The organism is Streptomyces sp. NPDC059443 (genome assembly GCF_042750105.1).
Classification (GTDB): Bacteria; Actinomycetota; Actinomycetes; order Streptomycetales; family Streptomycetaceae; genus Streptomyces.
Genome location: NZ_JBHYVM010000003.1, coordinates 217,407 through 234,983 on the forward strand (window position 1 = coordinate 217,407; position 17,577 = coordinate 234,983).

General features: G+C 69.1%; 14 protein-coding genes. 8 read left to right on the forward strand and 6 right to left on the reverse strand.

What is annotated here, in order from left to right; translation table 11 throughout:
• The first annotated feature begins 138 nt into the window (after positions 1-138).
• The 3 genes from ACFXDJ_RS04120 (at position 139) to ACFXDJ_RS04130 (ending at position 4,210) form a co-directional block, all read left to right on the forward strand.
• A complete protein-coding gene (locus ACFXDJ_RS04120; RefSeq protein WP_384648891.1) occupies positions 139-1,050 on the forward strand; it encodes a hypothetical protein in 912 nt (303 codons plus the stop codon).
• Positions 1,051-1,196: 146 nt separating this feature from the next.
• Positions 1,197-1,940: a hypothetical protein gene (locus ACFXDJ_RS04125; RefSeq protein WP_384648889.1), complete on the forward strand. Its 744-nt coding sequence runs from the start codon at positions 1,197-1,199 to the stop codon at positions 1,938-1,940.
• Between the two features lie 335 nt (positions 1,941-2,275).
• Positions 2,276-4,210, forward strand: coding sequence for an AAA family ATPase (locus ACFXDJ_RS04130; RefSeq protein WP_384648887.1), 1,935 nt, complete (start codon positions 2,276-2,278; stop codon positions 4,208-4,210).
• Positions 4,211-4,509: 299 nt separating this feature from the next.
• Here ACFXDJ_RS04130 and ACFXDJ_RS04135 read toward each other — a convergent pair whose 3' ends face one another.
• Complete coding sequence (locus ACFXDJ_RS04135; RefSeq protein ID WP_384648885.1) at positions 4,510-5,181, reverse strand: DUF3223 domain-containing protein; 672 nt, start codon at positions 5,179-5,181, stop codon at positions 4,510-4,512.
• A gap of 507 nt (positions 5,182-5,688) precedes the next feature.
• On the opposite strand from ACFXDJ_RS04135, the gene ACFXDJ_RS04140 reads away from it, so the two are divergent.
• Positions 5,689-6,546 (forward strand): hypothetical protein, encoded by an 858-nt coding sequence (locus ACFXDJ_RS04140; RefSeq protein WP_384648883.1) that lies wholly within the window; start codon positions 5,689-5,691, stop codon positions 6,544-6,546.
• Here the strand turns inward: ACFXDJ_RS04140 and ACFXDJ_RS04145 are convergent.
• The 3 genes from ACFXDJ_RS04145 to ACFXDJ_RS04155 form a co-directional block, all read right to left on the reverse strand.
• On the reverse strand, positions 6,537-7,382 hold the full coding sequence (locus ACFXDJ_RS04145) for an aldo/keto reductase (RefSeq protein WP_384648881.1): 846 nt from the start codon (positions 7,380-7,382) through the stop codon (positions 6,537-6,539). The two genes, ACFXDJ_RS04140 and ACFXDJ_RS04145, sit on opposite strands and share 10 nt — an antisense overlap.
• The gene (locus tag ACFXDJ_RS04150; protein WP_384648879.1) at positions 7,316-8,527 is read right to left on the reverse strand and encodes a JmjC domain-containing protein; all 1,212 of its coding nucleotides are present in this window, start codon (positions 8,525-8,527) and stop codon (positions 7,316-7,318) included. Before ACFXDJ_RS04150 ends, ACFXDJ_RS04145 begins: the two co-directional genes overlap by 67 nt.
• A gap of 91 nt (positions 8,528-8,618) precedes the next feature.
• A complete protein-coding gene (locus ACFXDJ_RS04155; protein ID WP_361765286.1) occupies positions 8,619-8,774 on the reverse strand; it encodes a hypothetical protein in 156 nt (51 codons plus the stop codon).
• A 748-nt stretch (positions 8,775-9,522) separates the two neighbouring features.
• Between ACFXDJ_RS04155 and ACFXDJ_RS04160 the strand changes: the two genes are divergently transcribed.
• Complete coding sequence (locus tag ACFXDJ_RS04160) at positions 9,523-10,881, forward strand: helix-turn-helix domain-containing protein (protein ID WP_384648877.1); 1,359 nt, start codon at positions 9,523-9,525, stop codon at positions 10,879-10,881.
• On the opposite strand, the gene ACFXDJ_RS04165 is transcribed toward ACFXDJ_RS04160, so the two are convergent.
• Positions 10,851-11,384: an NUDIX hydrolase gene (locus tag ACFXDJ_RS04165; protein ID WP_384648875.1), complete on the reverse strand. Its 534-nt coding sequence runs from the start codon at positions 11,382-11,384 to the stop codon at positions 10,851-10,853. The genes ACFXDJ_RS04160 and ACFXDJ_RS04165 overlap by 31 nt on opposite strands.
• A gap of 300 nt (positions 11,385-11,684) precedes the next feature.
• On the opposite strand from ACFXDJ_RS04165, the gene ACFXDJ_RS04170 reads away from it, so the two are divergent.
• The 3 genes from ACFXDJ_RS04170 to ACFXDJ_RS04180 all read left to right on the forward strand — a co-directional run bounded on the left by ACFXDJ_RS04170 (position 11,685) and on the right by ACFXDJ_RS04180 (position 16,760).
• A complete protein-coding gene (locus tag ACFXDJ_RS04170) occupies positions 11,685-12,680 on the forward strand; it encodes a competence protein CoiA family protein (protein ID WP_384648873.1) in 996 nt (331 codons plus the stop codon).
• Between the two features lie 640 nt (positions 12,681-13,320).
• Positions 13,321-14,712 carry an MFS transporter gene (locus tag ACFXDJ_RS04175; RefSeq protein ID WP_384649026.1) on the forward strand — a complete coding sequence of 464 codons (1,392 nt, stop codon included), beginning with the start codon at positions 13,321-13,323 and terminating at the stop codon, positions 14,710-14,712.
• 125 nt (positions 14,713-14,837) lie between these two features.
• The gene (locus tag ACFXDJ_RS04180; protein WP_384655113.1) at positions 14,838-16,760 is read left to right on the forward strand and encodes a helix-turn-helix domain-containing protein; all 1,923 of its coding nucleotides are present in this window, start codon (positions 14,838-14,840) and stop codon (positions 16,758-16,760) included.
• On the opposite strand, the gene ACFXDJ_RS04185 is transcribed toward ACFXDJ_RS04180, so the two are convergent.
• Entirely contained in the window at positions 16,757-17,455 is a 699-nt protein-coding gene (locus ACFXDJ_RS04185; RefSeq protein ID WP_384655115.1) for an ABC transporter ATP-binding protein, read from the reverse strand. The genes ACFXDJ_RS04180 and ACFXDJ_RS04185 overlap by 4 nt on opposite strands.
• Between the last annotated feature and the right edge of the window lie 122 nt (positions 17,456-17,577).

Here is a 17,577-nt window from a genome sequence, read left to right on the forward strand (position 1 = left end):
GTCGGTCGGTCCCCGCGCCGAAGATCCCGCCAAGAACGCCTCGGCGCGGGGGCGTGCCCTTAGCACGCCTTCACCATCGCCGCTCGGCCCCGCTCAAGTCGCGCAGAAGATGCAGGATCTCGGTGTACGTTCCAGAGCGTGACCAACCATCAGGTGGACGTGGCCGCGGCGACCGCCGAGGACCTGGTCTCCGACGCCCGAGACCTCGGAGTCACCCAGGCCAGCACGCGCATGATCAAAGACTGGGTGGAGCACGGACTGCTCGCTCCACCTGCGTTCCGCAAGTTCACCCAGCACGGCAGCGCCACCAGGGTGTTCCTGCCAGAGCAGCGTCGCCTCTTCCACGGAATCATCGAAGCGAAGAAACGGTCCCCGCTCGCCCGCGTTCCGCACCACACAGTCGTGCCCGTCAACCTCCACATCTGGCCCACTTACGACACCGTGATCACAGACGAGCAAGCCCGCCGAGGGTTCCGGACATACGCACGAAGCGCCGGCGTCAGCAGCGCGTCACGGCGCGAGGCCGCCGCCCGTGCGATCGTCGATCAGTTCGCCCACCCCGAGGCCCCGGAGCGCCAACGCCGGCATGTTCAGGCGCTGCTCATCGATGGAGAGCGGACGAAACAGCCACGCTGGAACCTACTCGGGTCGGCCATGCGGGACCTCGCCTCGCCCTGGCGTGACGATGGGCTTCCGCGCCTGGACGAGCGGGTCATCGGACTCCCTGAGATGCCGATGACCTTCGACCATGCGGTAGCCCTGTGGATGCTCAAACTCGAAGTCACGCGGTACCTCCAGACAGAGAGCATCTCGCCGGGAGTGCTCCTCGCGACCCGCACTGAGTTCCGCCGCAAGTGGACGAACTATCAGAACGATCGGACACAGCTAGAGGCGCGAGCGGGGGCCAGCGCCGCAATGTTCGCCCTCCCGCCGGGGAGAGAAGCTCAGGTCCGCGAACATGTCGCTGCCTTCACCACGACCCTTGGCCACGCGGTCGGTCTAGCCGAGCCCATCTTCGACCGAGTCCGTGAGAGCCTTCGGCGCCGCTGACTGGCGAGTCCCCAGCGCCCCTACGGAGGTGCTGCCGCAGCCTACCCAGAGCACCCAGCCGTGCCCCCAACCGGCCGCCCGGGCTCCGGGCAGGTTGCAATCAGGCGCCCCTCTGCTACAGCCCCGCCGTGTGGTTGGGTTCGCCCATGGCTGCCGAGATCATCGAGATAGACCGCCCCGGCGACTGGCCGGACGAGCTGACCGACTATGTGGAGGCCGCGGTCGACATCGCGGGCGGTGCCACGACCTACGCGGAGCTGCTAGACGACGGCGGCGAGCTCGGCGACCTCGACACCGGTCTGCGCGAGCTGCTCGTCGGCCGGCTGCTGCGCACGTTCCACGCGACGCGCCTGCTCGACTACGAGGTAGCCGACGTCGAGCGGAGCGGGCTGCGGCGTCTGACCCAGGAACTCGTACAAGCCCGCCAGGACAGGGCACTCGCGTCCAGCGTGATCACGGCCGAGGAGCATCAGGCTTTGCGTGAGTCGAGCGTCTTCAAGACGGACCCGTACGTGAAGTACCGCGTTGGCAAGGTCTGCGTCGTCGGCAACCAGCGGCCTCTCCATGACCGGCGGATCGGTGACCAGTTCAGCTTCTGGGGCGGAGAGGCCCAGTACAGCAGCGGGCTCTGGAGCGACTCGTCGAGCGACCGCGTCAAGAAGCTGGGGCGGCCGGCGCTTGTCGTGGCTCTGCTGGATGCCTCAGATCCCACCGTCGCGGTGCTGTCGTACCGGGAGCTGATCTATCACTTCGTCGGCAGCTACCTGGGGTTCGAGGGGGTCGGGTTCCAGATCGACTACGAGGCCGATGTCCCAGGAGACCGGATCGAGGCAGTCTGGCAGCCGGGGGACGCCGAGTACGACGCGTTCCCGCGCTTCCCTCAGGGCTGATCGCCTGTCGCCTATCAGCGCGTTCGTGGAGCTGACGCTCCGGACGGGTTCGCTACCCGGATCGCTAGTGTCCTTCGCGGTTCTCCGCGGCCTTCGTCGGGCTGGCAGGGGTCAGGAAAACCGCCACGGGAATGTCAGTGGTGAGAGCTACCCTCAGCAGCAGCACGTGAGAAGGCCCCGGGGCCTTCTCGGGTGACGGCCCCGGGGGCTCTCCTGACTGACATCTGGACGCTACCCGGCCAGTAGTCGGGCGGCTTGCGGGCCGCCCGGCACCGGTGGGCTGTCTGCTCGGCACCGCCCCGGTCCCCTCGCACTTCGAGTAAGGACCGCCACATATGGAACTGACCGGTGCCCGTGTCTCCAGCTATCGTTCGGTGGAGGATTCCGAGAAATTCCGCATCGAGCGCGACGTCACCGCCCTCGTCGGCAAGAACGAGTCCGGCAAGACGAACCTCCTGCGGGTTCTTTACCGGATGCGGCCGGTGGAGTCCTCGGCCGACTTCGACGAGGTGATCGACTACCCCGCCCGGCTTACCCGCCAGCGCAAGCAAGCCCCGGCCAACGATCTCATCCCGGTCGTCGAGGCATCCTTCCGCCTCGACGACGCCGAGCTCGCTGCGGTCGAAGCCGACCTGGGACCCGGTGCCCTGAAAAGCCGGGAGTTCACGGTCGCCAAGGGCTACCGCGTCGCGGACGAGGTCTTCGACATCGACTGCGACGAGGCTGCCATCACCACCCACCTGCGCACCCGGTTGGACCAGCAGTCCGCCGCCGCACCCACCGTCGCGCAGGCGTCCACGATCCATGCCCTGCTAGAGGGTCTCGAATCCCTCGGGACCGAGGAGATTCCCGCGGCAGCCACGGCACTGGCCTCCCTCATGCGCGGCTGGCGGGGCCAGAACGTCGAGCTCTACGTGATCGACCAGCATCTTTCACCGAAAATGCCGAAGTTCGTCTACTTCGACGACTACGACTCAATGCCCGGCAAGGTCTCGATCCCCGACCTGATTGCCCGCCGCGACAACAGCAGCATCACGCGGGGCGAGCGGGCCCTGCTCAGCCTGCTGAGCATGGCCGGGATCCAGCCGGAAGACTTCCAGGAGACCGAACAGCACGAGCGGCTGATCCGGGAACTCGAGAACGCCGGCAACGTCATCTCCGATGAGGTGTTCGACTACTGGTCGCAGAGCGATGAACTGGAAGTGAAGCTGGAGATCCTCCCGCCGGAGAGCGGTGCCACACCGCCACTGGATCAGGGGCCGATCCTGCAGATCCGCGTCCACAACCGGCGACACCGCGCTTCCGTCCCCTTCGACGAGCGCTCACGCGGCTTCGTCTGGTTCTTCTCCTTCCTGGCCTACTTCAATGAGCTCGAGGAGGGCACCAGCAGCGACCTGGTGATCCTCCTGGATGAGCCGGGCCTGTCGCTGCACGCCTGCGCCCAGAAGGACTTCCTGCGGCTCATCGACGAGCGGCTGGCCCCCAAGCACCAGGTGCTCTACACCACGCACTCGCCGTTCATGATCTCGCCCGGCCGCCTGCACCAGGTCCGCACCGTCATTGACCAGGACCGGGCCGGCACGAAGGTGTCGGAGGACATCTTCCGCGCCGACGAGGACACCGCGTTCCCGCTGCTGACCGCCATGGGCATCGAGATGACCCAGACCCTCTTCGTCGGCGAGCACACCCTGCTGCTCGAAGGCCCGAGCGACCTGATCTACCTCGACGTGCTGAGCGAGGCTGCCGAGGCACAGGGCCTGGAGGGGCTCGACCCGCGCTGGGTCAAGACCCCCATCGGCGGGGCAGGCAAGCTGTCCACCTTCGTCACCCTCCTCGGCGCGAACAAGCTGCACGTCGCTGTGCTGACCGACTCCAGCACCAAGGACACCTGCGCTGTTCAGCGGCTCCGCGACAACGGCCAGCTGGCTTCAGGCGGCCTCGTCCAGGTCAGCGAGTTCACCGGCACCGCGGACGCGGACATCGAGGATCTCTTCGACCGACCCTTCTACCTGGAACTGGTCAACCGCGCCTACCGCAATGACCTCACCCAGCCGATCATGGCCGATGACCTCAACCCGAACGACCCTCGCATCGTCCGGCAGGTCGAAGCCGTTTTCAAGAAGCGCAATCCCTCCAAGGGCCGCTTCAACCACTACCGTCCTGCGGCCACCCTGCTGCGGGAACAGGCGGACCTGTTCGACCGGATTGACGCGGCAACTGCCCTCCGCGCGGGCAGGCTGTTCACCCGGCTCAACACCCTCCTGCCTTGACCGGGTGAACGGCTCGAGGCCTTCCGAGTCCAGTGCACTCGGCCAGCCGCCGCGCCTCTCCCCGGCGCACGCAGCCCCTCGGAGGGGTGAGTGGCCACCATTGGCGCGAAGCCAACCAGTCCGTGTGCCACCGAACGCCATCCAATAGGCGTCCCGTGAATTCGGAAATCACGGGTTCGCCGCATCGTGGAAGGACACCGCCACCCCCTGTCCCTCACGACGCAAGGACGATGCCTCACACCCGAGCCGACAACTTCAAAGGGCCCGCCCCAGAGCCAACCTTCAGCCTCAGACAGCCCTCACCCGTCTTGGGTCTTCCTGCGGAGGATTGACCGGTTGGCATGCTTGGTGACGACGCGCAGGTTGGCGTGCTTGCGGTGGTACTCCTGCCAGTCTGTGACGAGCGCCGCGTTTCCCAGCTCAGCAACTGAGAAGCCAGCCACATTGTCGGGGGCGATGGCGAAGGCCTCCAGGCCGCCGTGTTCCTGGATGAAGCTCTCAGCGAGTTCCTCGAACACGGGCTGGTAGTGATCCACGTCCGCTTCGCGGGGCGAGGCGATGCTGTCCCCCGTGACCGCGCACAACACCGGCCCCTGCACGAACGCCTCGGTGACTACTGCGATGACTTGTTCCTTGACCGCCCGACGCAGGCACCCGCGCACCTGTTGCGCGTGAGGCGTTGCCTTGAGGCACTCTTCCCACGAGATGTCTATCTCCGAGCCGTCGATCCGGACCAGCATCAGCCCGCGGTTGTTCCACTCGGTCCGTACCACCACGAATCCACCGACCCCCACGCCCGCCTTCGCCTCGTAGTCCGGGTGGCGAGTGATCAGGTCCCGCAGGAACTCCTCGTCGGCCTCGCCGACCACCTCGTCGTAGCGGTAGGAATTCATGATCCCCCGTACCCGTTCCCTTAGCGCCTTCTGTGTCCGGAAGCGCTCGCCGCTGATCAGATACTCCAACCGTGCCACGTGCCCCACCCCTCGTCGCTGATAGCCGTAGCGGCCCTACCGGGGCAGTCTGCTCGCCGGCCCCGGTGTGCGCGGCCCGCACGACTGAACTGGACAGGGGGCGCAAGAATCCCGCCACTGTTCCCGCACCTTCAGGCTGACTGCTCGGGCTGCAACGGGTTGGTACTGCAGCATCAGGGTGGAATCCACAGCCTCTTCCTCCCGAAGCCTTTCAGGCCCTGATCAGACCTGCGCGCCCTACCGGTCTCCAGAGCGCGCCACGGAACGTCATCACTCACGCACGGTCCCTCGTCTCCAAGGCAGGCAACCGCTACGCCACACGAGAGAGCCAGTGGTGGCCCCTGATCGTCGAGCCATGTCCAATGAACGCGGAAGCCCTCGTCCAGCACATTTCCGCCCTGGCAACGACCAGCAACGGGGCGGAGATTGATGCGCTCTGTGTTGACGCATAGATCGTGCCAGTGCGCCTCCCTCTGCTACGGTCACCCGTTCGCCGAGGAGGTCGTGATGACTGGATCCCTGCCCGTTGCTGCCCAGGTGGATCTGCGCCGTCAGCCGGTGGAAGACGTACTGGAGCGGGTGGAATCGGCCCTGCATGTGCAATTGGATCGGCAGGAGCTGGTACGCAAGCGCCGTTCCTTGGGCGGCCGTACGGAGCGGGGTACATGGGTGCGTATCGAGCGGCGAGGATTCGAGCGGATCGGCCCGCAAGGCTGGAACGGGACCGAGGCCGCCGCGGTGCTGCAAGGGGTCGCGATGCCCGAGTGGTACCAGGGCGTGGCTTGGCGCGAGCTGGGTGAGCCGGTGATGTGGCGCGCGGACGAGCTGGAGCTGATTCCATCGCCGTCTGTCGGCAAGGGTGCCCTGGTGCTCGAAGACCCGGGCCTGCCGGATGCGTGGTGGGAGGCGCTGAACGCTTCGCTGGACGCGCTTGCCTCACAGCAGACGCCGCGGATCGCGACGCCGGACACGGTGACGATCACGCAGGAGCAAGTGACCCAGACCCTCGGGGCGGCCTTTCCCGGGGTGGCCAATACGCGGATCGAGCGGTGGGCGCCGGCTCATGCGGATCTGACGTGGGCCAACGTGATGGGGCCGGAGTTCTCCCTCATCGACTGGGAGGACTGGGGCATGGCGCCCCGGGGCCTGGACGCCGCAACGCTGTGGGGCAACGCGCTTGCCGTCCCGGGTCTCGCGGACCGCGTCCGCCAGGAGCGGCGTTCGGACTTGGAGAGCCGGGACGGCAAGTTGATGTCGCTGTTCTTCCTGTCGAAGATCGTCGGACCCTACGCGTATCAGGAGGACCCGCTGCTGGCGCCGGCCCGGAAGGAGGCCGAGCGTCTGGTGGCCGAGCTTCAGCTCTGACGGTGTGAATGGAGGGCGCGGAGATACTGACTGACGGCGGCGGTGTCCACCTCGGCGCCCAGGGCCCGCACCAACTGGGCCAGATGTCCGGGGTCGTCGGTGCCGACCGCCATCGCGGAGGCGGTGGGCAGGTGGAACGCGGTCCGGAACGTCGCCTGTCTGCGCGACAGATCCCCGTGAGGCGGTCGCAGGAACGGCCGGGGGTCGAATTCCTCCCACACTTTCCTGTGGCCGCCACCGAAGGGGCTCATGCCCCAGGTCTCGCCCGCCTGCCAGGCGGTGCGCAGGACGCTTGTGGCGTCGAGTAGGTCGATGCCCACGAGGAACCCGGCCCGGACCATCAGGACGTCCGGGGACGGCAGGTCGTCCACCTGGACCGTCCCGAGCGATCGGGTATCCCAGGAGGCCACACCCCAGGCGCCGCAGAGGCCGTCGCGGGCGGCGTCGGCCAGGGCATTGCAGGCGATGCCGAGGAGGGCGTGGCCATCGGCCGGGGACAGGCCCGCGAGGCTCCGTTCGGGGTTGTGGAGGAGCACGGTGTTGGGTTCCCGGCCGAGCTCCTGGGCCGCTCGCTCGATGGCCAGCCGCAGCCGGACCGGATCAAGGGAGTGCTCAGCGCCTCCGGCGCTCGGGAAGAAGCCCACCTTCGTGGAGAGAGTGAACTTCGGCAGCAGATCGGCGGCCGTCTCGGCGAGCACTGCGTGCGAGCGGAAGCCGAGGTAGGGAGCTGCGGTGTCCAGGGCGGTGACGCCGAGGTCGAGGGCGGCCGTCAGGATGTCTCGGTGGTGACGAGACCGGTGTAGGCCGAGGACAAGGCGGGGGTCAGCTCCGTGCACAGTTCCTCCTTCAGCAGGATCTCGGCGAGCTGTTCCACGTCCAGGCCGGTCTTCTCGGTGGCGTCGGCGATGTCGACGGGGTGGCCGCTCAGCAGCAGGGCGAGGGCGGGGTACGCCTTGCCGGCGAACGTGAGCTTCTTGCCTGCGGCGAGGACGTCCACGGTGTCGTGGTGCTGCTCGATCACGGGCTCGAAGTCGGTGACGCACACGACGCCAGCGGTCTTGCCGAACAGGCCGGTGGCCGGGACGTGCCGGGCGGCCAGCCGCTCCCGCTCGCGGGCATCGAAGAAGTCCTGCGGAGTCAGCTTCGTGGCCATCTCGGCGACGGCGTCGGCCAAGAGCCGCTGCTGCCCCTCCCACTGGCCCGGGGAGTTCCAGCGGTCCAGGTCGTACCGGAACAGATCCTGTGTGCGGGCTTGGTCGGCGAGCCAGGCCAGCCAGTTCACGCCGACGCGCTTCACGATGCCGAAGGTGGCGTGGAGGCTGTAGCCGTCGCCCTGGTCGTCCCGGGTGGCCTGGTGCCAGAAGCCGCGCGGGATGTGCATCACGTCGCCGGGCTTCATGACGCCCTGCCACACGATTTCCTCGCTGGGTTCGGCGTTGGGGGCGGAGTCGCGGTACATCGGAACCTTGCGCGAGGTGCCGCGGACTTCCCAGCTCTTGCGGCCGGCGAGTTGGACGATCAGGGTGTCGTGGTCGTCCCAGTGGAGCTTGAAGCCGCTGGCGTCCTGGGTGGTCAGGTAGGCGTTCACCTGCACCAGCTCGCGGGCCCACCACTGGAGCGCACGGCAGGTGGCCTCCATGGCCGGGTCGAAGAAGTCGACCTCGTCCAAGACCATGGTGCAGCCCTCGCGCATGAGCGCGCCGAAGCGGCGCATGTCGGCCATGGGGATGGCCTGTCCCCGCCGGGTGACGGCGGGGTGGATGTAGCGCCCGGGGTGCAGTTCGGCCCCGTCCTGGAAGATGCGGAACTGGGGCGTGGTGACGCTGCGGCGCATCACCAGGTCCAGCAACTTCCTGGGGTTGAGCAGGCGATCGAGCAGGCCAAGGTCCTCGATCGTTCCCCGGGCGAAAGCGGCTCCGAGTTCCCTGGGGCCGTCCCAGCCGAGGGCTTTCTCCAGTGCGGTGACGAAGTGGTGGTCCACGTGTTCCTCCGGTCGGCGTCATGGCGGGTGAAGGCCGGGGGCCCGCCGTGGATGACGGGCCCCCGGGTGGTGCTGAGGCGTACTGGCGGGGCTACTCCTGCGGGAGGTTCAGGCCGTCGCGGTTCTCGCCGTCGTCGCCCGCGGAGGTGCCGGTGGAGTCGGACTCCGCCGCCGCAGCGGTGAAGCGGTCCTGGACCTTGATCAGGCTCTCGACGCCGATCAGCAGGTCTTCCCTCTGTGCCGCCATGTGTGTCTCCATTTCCTGGAAGTCCAGGGCCGACAGGTGCCGACCCAGCCCCGATGGGGCGTGCCTCACCAGCGCCCTGTTGTTCCCGGGCCGGTGAGGAGATGGGGGGTGACGCGAAGCCACGGATCGAGCGAAGGCGGGATTCGTGCCGGAAGCCGGTCGCCGGTCAGCGGCCGGGATCACCAGCGATGGCCAGGGTGACCACCAGGACGGTGACGGCAGCGGCGTAGAGGATCACGGTGAGCTGTTGGCGCCACCCCCACGGCGCTCGCCATGAATCCGGGGATCCCGCTCCATGGGGGTCTTCACCGCCAGGAGGCTGTCACTACGCCGCTCCCGGCGTGATGGATGCCGGCCGAAGGGCGCGGGCCGGCGCCGACGTACCGCCGCAGCGGGGGCATTCGCACGGGGGGTAGCGACCGGGATTGGAGAGGATGTCGAACGGCTCCCCCTCCAAAACCCGTGTGCTTCGCGTCCATGTCCGGCCCGAATCCCGGGACACCCGGAGGTCCATCAAGATGCGGGGTTCGGCGTCCAGGGCCGGGGTCGCCCCGAGGGCCGTTCGCTCTGAGTCAGGAGTGCCACCGTGTGTCTCCAAGGCGGTCGTCCTCTGTCGCTTCGCCATGTGCAGAAGGATCGCCAGCGGTAGGAGTGACCAGAAAGGTCCAGCGGATTACCCAACTTGGGTAACATCACGTTTGGTTGAGACCTTGAAGCGATCCGTAGTCTTCCTCCGGAGCGTGCCCCGATGCCCGAGTCACGTCGCACGAAGGAACTCCCGGCGAGTCTGCTCACCGAGCCCGAGATGATCGACGCTTGCCGCGTGCGTGACTTCGCGAGGGTCTTCCGGCTGGTGAAGACGCGGGCGGGCATCTACCCGTCGATGATCGCGCGGCAGTGCGAGCTGACGCCGAGCCGAGTGGGTGAGGTGATCGCGGGCCGGCGGCAGCTCCTCCACATGGAAGTGATCGAGCGGATCGCCGATGGGTTGCGCATCCCGGGGCACATGCTCGGGCTTGCCCGCCGCACGTGGGAGACGCCGGCTGTCTTGGCCGTGGCCGAGCGGGAGAGGCCGGAGTTCGGTCACGTGGCCGTTGAGCCGAAGCCCCTCAGCGCCTTACCGGGCGTGGAGGTGGACAGCATCCTGGCCCTGGCCGCCGGGACCAACCCGAGCCCATCCACACTGCACGCCCTGCGTTCTTCGATCGAGGACTACTGGCGTCGCGACGACGAACACGGGGGCGAGACGCTCCGGCCCGCTGTCGTTGGCCAGCTGCGATACGTCGAAGGGCTGCTGAAGGACCAGCGGCCCACGCCGATCCAGCACGGCCTGTACGGCATCGCGGCGGAGCTGGCGCGGCTGACCGGGTGGACGTACTTCGATGCTCGGCAGTACCACCAGGCCCGCGCGTACTTCTCGGAGGCTCTGCAACTGGCCAGGGAGATTGACGACCATCCCTTCATGGCCAACGTCCTGGCCTGCATGAGCCTGCAAGCGACCTACCAGGAAAAGCCGGCGGACGCGCTCGCGCTGGTGTCCGCTGCCCAAGACCAGGCCCGAGCGGCCATGGGCACGACGCCGAGAGTCCGGGCCATGCTGGCCATGCGTGAGGCGTTCGCCCACGCGACCTTGGGTGACCGGACAGCGACCCACACCGCGATCTCCGAGGCACACAGTCAGTACGACCGGATCAGGGCGGACGACCCGGACCCGGCATGGGTGACGTACTTCGACGAGCCGAAGCTCATCGTAGACACGGGCATCGCGCACGGCCGTCTCGGCGAGGCGGCGATTGCCGAACCGTTGATCGCGGACGCGCTGGAGCGGGAGGACCCCGCGAACCAGCGAGGTAGGGCGTTCCACGCCTTCTGGTTGGCCCGTACGCAGCTCCAGCGCGGCAAGCTCGACCAGGCGTGCCACACGGCGATCGAGGCACTGGTGCCCGCCGCAGCAGTGTCGTCCGAGCGGGTGACCGGGCACCTTCGCGAGTTCTACGAGCAGCTTGCGCCCTATCGCGAGGTGCCGGCCGCGGTCGCCTTCGAGGCACGCCTACGGGCGATGCTTCCCCCGCCGGGTCAGCGAACCCCTTCGTCCATCAGGACGTAGAGGAGGCCGACGAGGGATCCGCTGCTGACAATCTCGCGGCGGTCGATCATGCCCCGGATATTCGCAAGCGGGATCCACTCGATCCGGTCCGACTCGTTCTTCTCAGTCGGCGGACCGTCATACGTAGCGCCGTCGGCACGGAACAGGTGGTGCTGGGAGTCGGTGATGCCGTTCGCCGGTTCGGCGTAGATCAGCGGCTTCATCGGGCCTGGACGCCAGCCAGTCTCTTCGAGGACTTCTCGAGCGGCAGCCTCGCCGGGCGTCTCGTCCGACTCCACCAGGCCCATGGGCAGCTCCCAGGCCCACGCGTCCGTGATGAAGCGGTGGCGCCACATCATCAGGACCTCTTGGCGGTCGTTGATGACAGCAGCCACGGCCAGATGACGGAGCTTGACGACGTGGTGTTCCCAGCGGTGACCGTCCGGCGTTTCGATGTCGGTGAGCCACAGGTTCACCCACTTGTTTTCGTAGATCGGACGTTCACCGTGGATCTTCCACTGCATCGCTGCGGCCCCTCTCGATCGACCTCCAGCATCGCAGAGCCAGGTTGAAAAGCAGCCTGGTTCAGGCAAATTCACGTCACAGTGACGAATATGAAGGGGGTCGTGCGGGCCGTGGAGGAACCTGGGATCCGACGAGTTGACAGAGTCGGCGAGAACCCATCGCCGGCCGCTGCCCCGACGTCACGCTTTTCGACCTTCGGGCCCGTCCCGAGTCCAACCCGTACACCACCCGGTCCTGATGCCCCCTGGTCCTAGATGCCCGGTAGTTGGATCATGGCCGCGATACGGGAGGGGTGGAGCGTGCAGGACGACTTACTGGTGGTCGGCTTCGACCTGGAAACAGGGCACGAAGTACACGTGGCCGAGCAGCCGCCGGAGTACTGGAGGCGGCGTGGCTACGGGGGCACGGGGCAACTGGTGTGCTTCTACTGTTTTCACGGGTTCGAGGCACCCGTAGGCACCCGTGTGCCGTTGCTGACCCGTGGGCGCCTGGGCGGAAAAGTGCGTACGCACTTCGCGCACCCGCCCGGGCAGGCTCCCGAGGGCGGTCACCATCCTGAGACGGTCTGGCACATCACCACCAAGCACACACTGGCCCGGTGGGCGCACAGCCGCCCGGGCGTAGCCGCGGTACGCCTGGAGCAGTGGACCCCGGACCAGGACCGCCGCGCAGACGTTGCCGTGCGGCTGGAGGGCGGCACTCGCCTCGCGCTGGAGGCGCAGCGGATGCTCATGACCGATGACGCGTGGCGCGCCAGACACGGTGACTATCGACGGCAGGGCATCGTCGACGTCTGGTTCTGGCGGCCCGGCGTGCACTTCCCCCACGTCGTCCTGTCCGAGGGTCTACCTGTGTGGTTCTACGTCCCATCCAAGGGCACAGTATGGACGGCCTTCGGCCGGGCGCACCAGAAGACGCACCGGTGGTGGGAGGTGAGCGACCCGGCGGTGTTCGGTCTGCACCATCCACCATGCGCGCTCGACGACCTGGAACGGCAGGCCGTACCACTCGGCGACCTGAATCTGGACCAGCATGGCGCCGTGCTGCCTCCGAGCCTGCAACAGAAGCTGAGCGACTCCCAGCACGAAGCCCGCGAGGAGGCGGCGGAGCGGCGGGAGAGCGCAGCGCGGTACGCCCGCCAGCTGCGCGAGGCACAGCAGCGACGCGAGGAGGCCGACCGGCACCCGAAGCCACTGCCGGCACCTCGACTGCCGCCGGGCGCCCTGCGCTGCATAGTCTGCAAGCGACCCTTGGCTCCAGAACTGGCGAAGGCCGGGCGCCATCTCCTGTGCTGAAATTCCTGGCAGCCGCCCACCCGGGCCACATCCGACAAGGCGAGTGCCGACTGTCAACGGGCTGCGAGGTAGGCGCTCCAGTCGGCGGTAGCCAGAGGCCGGTCCGCGCAGCCGCAGCCGAGGTAGAGCATCGAGTTGGAGGACCGGGACACCGTCGATGTGGGCTTCGCCCGACCTCGTCCAGGACGCGCGCACTCGAGTTTGGATACCGAGGCGTACCAGCCAACGCCGGGCACAAAGCAGGCCTGAGAGGCGAGATCAAACCTTGCTTCTCCGCCGCTTCCGCTTTGCGCTCCCTCGTCCACAAACGCGCCTTGCTCAACGCAGCGTAACCAGCACCAAACCAGCACGGGGTGGGTTGCGAGGGGTGCTGACGTGGGATTTCAGGTGACACCGAACCAGCACCAAACCAGCACGGGAACCAGCACCGCACCCCCAAAATGGGCGCAACTCTGCAATTCCGGCAGGGGCTTCCCACCCACTTCCGGAGCGCTCCGAGGGGATTGGCTCGGGCCATGTGGTGGTGCGTCACACTCAGGTGGGGTTGATTGTGATGGTGCGCCACATATACCGCTGACCTGCGGACTCCTACGTTATGGCCACACCCGACGTCCCCGCAGACACCCTGGAAGTGGTGCACATGGCCTCCACCGGTACCGACCCGAAGGCTCCATCCGGAATCCGGCGGATCGTCGCCGCCAGCCTCATCGGGACCACCATCGAGTGGTACGACTTCTTCCTCTACGGGACCGCCGCGGCGCTGGTCTTCAACAAGCTGTTCTTCCCCACCGCCGATCCGCTCACCGGGACCCTGATCGCCTTCCTCACCTACGCCATCGGGTTCCTGGCCCGGCCGCTGGGCGGGGTGGTGTTCGGGCACTTCGGTGACAAGGTCGGGCGCAAGAAGCTGCTCGTGCTCAGCCTGGTCATGATGGGCGGCGCCACCTTCGCGATGGGGCTGCTGCCCACCCACGCGAGCATCGGGGTGGGCGCTCCGATCCTGCTGACCGTGCTGCGGCTGGTGCAGGGGTTCGCGCTGGGCGGTGAGTGGGGCGGGGCCGTGCTGATCGTCTCCGAGCACGGCGGGGCCGAGCACCGGGGGTTCTGGGCTTCGTGGCCGCAGTCCGGGGCGCCCGGGGGGAACCTGCTGGCCACCGGGGTGCTGGCGTTGCTCGCCGCCGTGCAGTCGGACGCCACGTTCCTCGCCTGGGGCTGGCGCGTCCCCTTCCTGCTCTCCGGCGTCCTCGTGGTGGTCGGGCTGTGGATCCGGCTCTCCGTCTCCGAGTCGCCCGTCTTCCTCGCCGCGCAGGCCGAGGCCGAGCGCGGCGCGGTCGAGGAGAAGGCGCCCGTCGTTCAGGTGTTCCGCAAGGACTGGCGGCAGGTGCTGACCGCCATCGGCACCCGGTTCGGCGAGAACATCTCGTACTACGTCCTCACCTCCTTCCTCCTCGTCTACGTCACCACCCACCTCGGGCTCCCCAAGACCACCGCGCTCAACGCCCTCCTGATCGGCTCGGCCGTCCACTTCGTCACCATTCCCGCCTGGGGCGCGCTCTCGGACCGGATCGGGCGCCGGCCGGTGACGCTGATCGGTTCGGTGGGGATGGCGCTGTGGGCGTTCGGGTTCTTCGCCCTGGTCGACTCCAAGTCCTTCGCCGTCATCACGGCGGCCGTCACCGCGGGGCTGCTGCTGCACGGTGCCATGTACGGGCCGCAGGCCGCCTTCGTCTCCGAGATGTTCGACACCAAGGTCCGCTACTCGGGCGCCTCGATGGGCTCCCAGCTCGCCTCGATCGTCGCGGGCGCGCTGGCCCCGATCATCGCCGTCGAGCTCCTGAAGGACTACGGCTCCTCGGTGCCGGTCTCCGTCTACCTGTCCGCGGCCGCCGTCGTCACCACGATCACCGTCGCCCTCGCCCGCGAGACCCGGGGCCGGGACCTGTCCCGGCCGAAGGCGGAGACCCAGGGCCGGGCTGTCGCCGGCAATGGATACGCCGGGCGGTCCACCTCCGCGGTCTCCGATTCCGCCTGAAGCCTGAGAACTGAGGCCCGAGAGCCTCAGACCGGCCTGCCACGCCCAGGTCCGCCCGCCGTGCCCGGTGCTCCCGGGGCGGCGGGCGGACCCCGTCCCCGCACCCGCACCGAAGGGCTGCCAGCATGGCCCCCGTGATCGATTCCACCGAGCCCGTGGCCGCGCTGCGCCGGCTCCTCGACCTGCTCGCCCAGGGCGCCCCCGTCGAGGAGTTCGCCCGGCCGGGCGCGCAGGCCCGTACCGCCGGGGCACCGGCCGAAGCGCAGGCCCTCGTCGAGGAGGCGACCGGGGTCGCCCTGGACATCCGCCGCACCCTGGAGCAGCACCGTCGGCGCGAGGCGGAGCTCACCGCCCTCTTCGACACGGCCGGGGACCTCGCGGCGCTGCGCGATCTCGACGCGGTGCTACGGGCCATCGTGCGGCGGGCCAGGACCCTGCTGGGCACGGACGTCGCGTACCTCACGCTCAACGACCCGGTCGTGGGCGATACGTTCATGCGCGTGACCGACGGCTCCGTGTCCGCCGCCTTCCAGCAGCTGCGGCTCGGCATGGGCGAGGGGCTCGGCGGCCTCGTCGCGCAGACCGCCCGCCCGTACGCCAGCGCCGACTACCGCGTGGACGACCGCTTCCGGCACACCAGCACCATCGACTCCGGAGTGAGCGAGGAGGGGCTGCGGGGCATCCTCGGCGTCCCGCTGCGGGTGGGCACGCGCGTGATCGGGGTGCTCTACGCCGCCGACCGCTCGGTGCGCGACTTCGCCCCCGACGCGGTCGCGCTGCTGTCCTCGCTCGCCGACCACGCGGCCGTGGCCATCGACGGCGCCCGGCTGCTGGAGGAGACGCGGACGGCCCTCGTGGAGCTCAACTCCGCCACCGAGACGGCGCGTGCGCACAGCGAGGCCATGCGGCTGGCCACCGAGACCCACGACCGGCTCACCGACCTGGTCCTGCGCGGCGGGGACGTCACCGACGTGGCCCGGGAGGTGGCCGCGCTGCTGCGGGGCGGGCTGGTGGTGCACGATGCCGACGGGGCCGAACTGGCCCGGGTCGCCACCGAACCGATCGGCCCGCCCGCCCAGGGGGTCGCCGCTTCGCGGTCCGGCGGCCGGGCCGTTCCGGTGGACGGAGTATGGGTGTGCGCCGTCCTGGCCGGGCCCGAGCTCCTCGGCAGCATCGCCCTGACGGGGCGGGCGGACCTCTCGGACACCGACCGGCGGCTGTTCGAGCGCACCGGCCTGGTCACCGCGCTCCTGCTGCTGCTGCGCCGGTCGGTGGCGCACGCCGAGGACCGGGTCCGCGGCGAACTCCTCAGCGACCTGCTGACCCCGCAGAGCCCCGGGCGCACCCGCGACAGCGGCAGCCAGACGATCCGGGCCCGCAAACTGGGCGTCGACCTCGCACGCCCGCACGCCATCCTGGTGCTGCACTGCGACACGGCCCTGCGGCCCCGGCTCTCCGCGGAGACGGCCCGGCACGCGCGCGCCCTCGACGGCCTGGCCGGGCTACACGAGGGGCACATCGTGCTCCTCGCCCCGGCCGACCGGCCCGGGGACCTCGCGCAGTCCCTGGCCGCGGAGCTGGGCCGGGCCCTGGGCGCGCCCGTCACCGTGGGATCCGCCGGCCCGGCCGGCCATCCGGGCGGCCTGCCGGCCGTGTACGCGCAGGCCCTGCGCTGTCTGGAGGCCCTGCACGCGCTGGGCCACACCGGCTACGGCGCCGCCCTCGCCGATCTGGGCTTCGTCGGGCTCCTGCTCGGCGACCGCGGCGACGTCGGCGGGTACGTCCAGCAGGTGCTCGGCCCGGTCATCGACTACGACGCCCAGCGCGGCACCGAGCTGGTGCACACCCTCCAGGCGTACTACACGCACGGCGCCAGCCTCTCGAAGGCCAAGGACGCCCTGCACATCCACGTCAACACGGTGGTGCAGCGCCTCGACCGGATCCGCCAGCTCCTGGGCGAGGACTGGAACTCCCCCGCCCGGGCGCTGGAGCTCCAACTCGCCCTGCGCCTGAACCTCCTGACGAAATCCGGCCCGCCCCGCCCCTAAGGGGTGCCCGGCGCCCCGGCCTCCGCCACCACGTCCACGATCCGGCCGTCGCGCAGTTCCACCACCCGGTCCGCCAGCTCCATCAGGACCGGGTCGTGGGTGGCGACGAGCGCCGTGACCCCTTCGCTGCGCACCACCGCGCGCAGCAGCCGCATGATCTGGCGGCCGGTGTCGGAGTCGAGCTGGCCGGTCGGTTCGTCCGCGATGATCAGGTCGGGCTCGTTCGCGAGGGCGCGGGCGACGGCCACCCGCTGCTGCTGCCCGCCGGAGAGTTCGCCGGGGCGCTGCTCGGTCTGCTCCGCGAGGCCGACGAGGGCCAGCAGGGTACGGGCCCGCTCCTCGCGCTGCTTGGCCGGAATCTTGCGCAGCCGCATCGGGACCCCGACGTTCTCGGCGGCGGTCAGGGCGGGGATCAGGCCGAAGGACTGGAACACGAAGCCGATCCGGTCGCGGCGCAGCGCGAGGCGGCCTTCCTCGTCCAGGCCGGCCAGGTCGGTGCCGTCGAGGCGGACGCTGCCGTCGGTCGGGGTGTCGAGGCCGCCGACCAGGTTCAGCAGGGTGGTCTTGCCGGATCCCGACCGCCCTTTGAGCGCGGTGAGTTCGCCGCGGCGGACCTCGAACGACACTCCGCGCAGGGCGTGGACGGCCTGCGGTCCGCTGCCGAAGCTGCGTCGCACGCCGTCCACGACCACCATCGGCGCTTCCGTGGCGGCGTCGCCCTCCCGCTGTGGCTTCGACTCCTGCTGTGACTCCTGCCGTGACTCCCGTTGCTGATGCTGCGTCATGTTGCGGCTCCCCCGTGTCCGAAGACGCGCCC

Excerpts from the sequence above, each read along its gene's own strand:
- ACFXDJ_RS04125 (WP_384648889.1), top strand. The coding sequence starts at position 1,197 with ATGGCTGCCGAGATCATCGAGATAGACCGCCCCGGCGACTGGCCGGAC.
- ACFXDJ_RS04130 (WP_384648887.1), top strand. The coding sequence starts at position 2,276 with ATGGAACTGACCGGTGCCCGTGTCTCCAGCTATCGTTCGGTGGAGGAT.
- ACFXDJ_RS04140 (WP_384648883.1), top strand. The coding sequence starts at position 5,689 with ATGACTGGATCCCTGCCCGTTGCTGCCCAGGTGGATCTGCGCCGTCAG.
- ACFXDJ_RS04155 (WP_361765286.1), bottom strand. The coding sequence starts at position 8,774 with ATGGCGGCACAGAGGGAAGACCTGCTGATCGGCGTCGAGAGCCTGATC.
- ACFXDJ_RS04160 (WP_384648877.1), top strand. The coding sequence starts at position 9,523 with ATGCCCGAGTCACGTCGCACGAAGGAACTCCCGGCGAGTCTGCTCACC.
- ACFXDJ_RS04165 (WP_384648875.1), bottom strand. The coding sequence starts at position 11,384 with ATGCAGTGGAAGATCCACGGTGAACGTCCGATCTACGAAAACAAGTGG.
- ACFXDJ_RS04175 (WP_384649026.1), top strand. The coding sequence starts at position 13,321 with ATGGCCTCCACCGGTACCGACCCGAAGGCTCCATCCGGAATCCGGCGG.
- ACFXDJ_RS04180 (WP_384655113.1), top strand. The coding sequence starts at position 14,838 with ATGGCCCCCGTGATCGATTCCACCGAGCCCGTGGCCGCGCTGCGCCGG.
- ACFXDJ_RS04185 (WP_384655115.1), bottom strand. The coding sequence starts at position 17,455 with ATGGTGGTCGTGGACGGCGTGCGACGCAGCTTCGGCAGCGGACCGCAG.